At 69.7% G+C, this 3,467-nt stretch carries 4 protein-coding genes; 3 read left to right on the top strand and 1 reads right to left on the bottom strand.

The features are described 5' to 3' along the window. Both ACY34K_RS33730 and ACY34K_RS33725 read left to right on the top strand, forming a co-directional pair. A partial coding sequence (locus ACY34K_RS33730; RefSeq protein WP_462754064.1) for a hypothetical protein occupies positions 1–318 on the top strand: 318 nt, incomplete at its 5' end. 113 nt (positions 319–431) lie between these two features. Beyond that, positions 432–635 carry a DUF5988 family protein gene (locus ACY34K_RS33725; protein WP_462754062.1) on the top strand — a complete coding sequence of 68 codons (204 nt, stop codon included), beginning with the start codon at positions 432–434 and terminating at the stop codon, positions 633–635. 24 nt (positions 636–659) lie between these two features. On the opposite strand, the gene ACY34K_RS33720 is transcribed toward ACY34K_RS33725, so the two are convergent. After that, on the bottom strand, positions 660–2,744 hold the full coding sequence (locus ACY34K_RS33720) for a galactose-binding domain-containing protein (protein WP_462754060.1): 2,085 nt from the start codon (positions 2,742–2,744) through the stop codon (positions 660–662). Between the two features lie 313 nt (positions 2,745–3,057). Between ACY34K_RS33720 and ACY34K_RS33715 the strand changes: the two genes are divergently transcribed. Beyond that, the coding region (locus ACY34K_RS33715) for a protein kinase domain-containing protein (protein WP_462754058.1) at positions 3,058–3,467 on the top strand (410 nt) is incomplete at its 3' end.

The following is a 3,467-nucleotide window of genomic DNA, read 5'->3' as shown; positions in this document are numbered from 1 at the left end:
AGTGACCGGGTCCTCCTGGACGTCTCCGAGGTCGTCGACGCCTTCTACGGCACCCGGCTGACGCTCAACACCGGTGAGATCGCCGCACTGCGGGAGGGCCTCGGGGCGGTCTGCGGCGCCATCGAGTCCGCCGAGACCAGCCCTCTCCTCGTGATCGCGGTACGCGCACTGGAGATCATCGAGGTGGACTACGCGGAAACGGCCCTCGCTCCGGCCATCGCCGGGTGGGCCGAGGAGGAGTTCTCCCTGGCACCCCGCGCCTGGCGGGTCTCCCGCGACAGCGCCACGGGCGAGTTCCGGTTCGACCCGGACGACTGACGTGACGCCGTCCGGAGCCCCCTTGCGCCACTCCGCGGGCTGCATTCGGGGTATTGCGGCGGTTGCCGCGTTGCGGAGCGGGTGGATGCGGCGGGTGGCGTGACAATGTCGCCATGACCAACACCAAGGCATTCCTCGAAGGAGGCCCGGACGAGCTGCCCGAGCGGGTCGTCCCGATCACCCCGCCCGGGGACGAGCTGAAGATCCGGTTCAGGGCCGGCTACGAGCACTTCAAACTCACCTCGCGCCATCAGGACACCGCGGAGGGGCGCCTGCCCGTCTACGAATGGTGGGAGAGGACCGAGATCGCCGAGTGATCGGCCGGTGACCGCCCGGCGGTGTCAGCCGCTGTAGACACCCAGCTCATAGAGCGAGTACCCCCATCCCGTGCCGCGTTGGAGGCCCGTGACCCGTACGTAGCGGGCCGGCACGCCGGTGAACCGCGCGGTGTCCAGGCCGCCGTCGGCGGTGGTCGTGGACCAGACCGTCCGCCATTCGGCGCCGTCGGCGGACACCTCGATCCGGTAGGCCTTCGCGTGTGCCCGTTCCCAGTCGAGGGTGACGCGCTTGACCAGGCGGGAGGCACCCAGATCGACCTGGAGCCACTGGGGGTCGCGCCAGTGGCTCGCCCAGCGTGTGCGGGTGTTGCCGTCCACGGCGCGTCCGGGGGCGTAACTGATGAACGGGTTCCACTCGGACGAGCTGGCCGAGGCCGGGGACCCGGCGGCCAGGTTCACGCCGGCCTTGTGCTCCTCGGACTTCCGCCAGGTGGTGAGGTAGGACTCGGCACCCAGCATCAGGTCGGCGATCACGTCCGCGCCGCCGACGACGCGAATGTCCTCCAGCCAGTCCGGGACCAGGCCGTAGTGGGCGGCCCCGTCGGTGTTGATGTCCCAGGTGCGTTCGCCGGTGGTCTGGCGTTCGAAGACCGTGCCCCCGTCGGCGCTGCGGAAGGGGTAGCGGACCGGGTTCGGAGTGTCGGCCCCGCGCGGGCCGGGCCAGCCGCCGACGCCGTTCATGTCGGTGCCGTAGCCGTAGCCGACGCCGTATTTGTCGCGCAGGGCCTTGGTGCGCCTGGCCTCGGCGATGAAGCCGTCCGCGCCGTGCATGTACTGGGTGATGAAGCCGCCGAGGCGGTAGACGCGTTCGGTCCAGTCCTCGTCCATCCAGCTGTGCGAGGAGATGACCCCGGGGTACGACTCGGACTCCAGGATGTCGAGGACGCGGCCGGTGGCCTTCACGCTCATGTGGTCGATCTCGACCATCATCTTCCGTTGCATCATGCCGCGCAGCGCGTACTCGCCGAGCGACGTGAGGCCGCGGGTGTTGCAGCGGGCTTCGGAGGAGTACGAGGGGACGGTCACCCCCGGCGGGAGCTTCTTCGCCGCCTCGGGCGCCGCCGCGAGACCGATGGGGTTGTCGTGCTGCGGGCCGGTGCACTTCTCGGTCTTCCAGAAGGTGCCCGTCGACAGGAACTGGCCGATGTTGATGGCCGTGCCGAGAGTGCCCTGGTCGAACCTGACCCCGCACAGGGCGTTGTCGAACTTGTGGCACAGGAACATGCTGCGCACGCCCAGGGCGTGGAGCTCGTCCAGACCGCGGTCGATGTCGTCCTTGCCGCACTGGGGAATGTCGAGGATCTGCTTGCAGCCGAACGGCTCGGAGGTCTCCACCCCCAGGACGACGGCCAGTTTACCCTGCTCGATGACCTCGCGGGCCTGCTCCGAGCCGGTCACGATGCGGAACCAGCCCTTTCCGGGGCCGCCGTACATCCTGTCGACGTAGGCCTGCATCTCGTAGGTCTTGCGTGCCTGCAGCCGGATGGAGGTCATCTCGTCGCAGCCGCGGTCCTTGAAGAAGTAGACCGAGCAGATCACCCCGTTGGTGACGAGGTCGTTGACGAGGACGCGCTGGCCGCCGCGCCAGGCGCGCTCCACCCAGGCGTAGTAGTTCTGCTGGTGGGTCAGGGAGTCGTGGGCGGGCCAGTCCTTGAACGTGGGCCAGCCATGCGGGTCGTGCTTCCCGTCGCCCCCTTTGGTGATGAAGTCGAAGACGGCGAGGGAGCCGTCGGGATAGTGCTCAGGGCAGTCCTTGAGCGCGTCCGCGACACCCTGGTCCGAGAAGGCGCGGCCGCAGATCAGCCTGCCGCCGAAGGCCTCGTTGGACATGATGTGGTCATGGGCGTCGACGAAGCCCCGTACGCGGCCCCGGGCGTCGGTCCCCTTGAACGGCTCGCCGACGGCGTTGATGCCGGAGTCGGGCGCGGGCCGGTCGACCGGGTCCCACCAGCCGGGTCCGGCCGACGCCCTCGCCTCGTCCCCGGTCTCGACCTGCGCCTGGGCCGGACCCATGGCGACCACGGTGAGGAGGAGGGAAAGGACCGCGAGGAGCTTGATCCCACCGCGCGGGCGTCGAAGCAACGTCATCACCGTGATCACCCGTGTCCCGTAGACATTGTCATGTCCCCACAAATGCCTGACGAGGATGGTGGCTGCCGCCGAAGGAGTCAAGGGCTGTCACGTGGCCACTTCGCCCGCACGGGCGCCGGGACGCGGCCGCTGGGCGGGCCGGCGGAGCACTGCCCGGCGGACCTGGCGGGCGCCCGTGCGGGCCTGGCGACAAACTGCCGTGGCGACCGGGGGTGTTCGGGTACGCACAACGCTGCGGCGACGAGGGGCGCGCCGATATGATTTGTCCGCTCGGCAACGTGTTTCTGCAGGTTGTCATGGAGGGGGCCCCTTGGAACCGCTGTCGCCCGATGATCCACGTAAGGTCGGTCCCTATCAGATTGTCGCGCGTCTGGGCAGTGGCGGGATGGGCCGGGTCTATCTCGCCCGTTCGCCGGGCAATCGGCAGGTCGCCGTCAAGGTGATCCGGCCCGACCTCGCGCAGGAGTACGACTTCCGCAGACGGTTCGCCAGGGAAGTGGCCGCCTCGCGGTCGGTGAGCGGGCTGTTCACCGCCGGGGTGGTCGACGCGGACCCCACGGGAACCCCGCCGTGGCTGGCGACCGCCTACATTCCGGGCCCGTCGCTCCACGACGCGGTGGTCGTCTCGGGGGCGTTGCCGGAGCGTTCGGTTCGCGCGCTGGGCGTGGGGCTCGTGGAGGCGCTCGCGGCGATCCACCGCGCCGATGTGGTGCACCGGGA

It is taken from the genome of Streptomyces sp. STAM6 (assembly GCF_054963715.1).
Note: the sequence above shows the minus strand (reverse complement) of the source record. Positions and strands in the feature narration are given on the sequence as shown.